This is a genomic window from Paraburkholderia sp. RL17-380-BIE-A (genome assembly GCF_046028085.1).
GTDB lineage: Bacteria > Pseudomonadota > Gammaproteobacteria > Burkholderiales > Burkholderiaceae > Paraburkholderia.
In genome coordinates this window covers 1-268 of record NZ_JARESQ010000071.1, presented here as the reverse complement: position 1 = coordinate 268, position 268 = coordinate 1, and the positions used below count along the sequence as shown (strand labels likewise).

Below are 268 nucleotides of genomic sequence, written 5' to 3'. Positions count from 1 at the left end.
TAATGCGCCCGGCCCTGCCACGCTGATATCGTGCAGCCAGACACCGGACGTCGTAAACACGCGCACGCGATTGCCGGGGAAATCGCTCGCATATAGCAGCGAGCCAGACGTCGCGAGTCCGGTGACGACATCGGCCAGGCGTTCGGTGGTCGTCGCGCTGACGGTGATGAGCAGGTCGCGCGTACGGCTGGTCCGGTTGTATCGGCCAACCTTGCCGCTACCGTAGGTGGCGCTGAACTGCAGCGCAGCGAATAGCGAGGTCGAGTTG

The 268-nt window shown here is 64.2% G+C and carries 1 pseudogene; it reads right to left on the bottom strand.

Annotated features, from left to right (window positions below):
- A pseudogene (locus P0D68_RS35575) lies at positions 1-268 on the bottom strand (SMP-30/gluconolaconase/LRE-like region family protein); the annotation flags it as partial.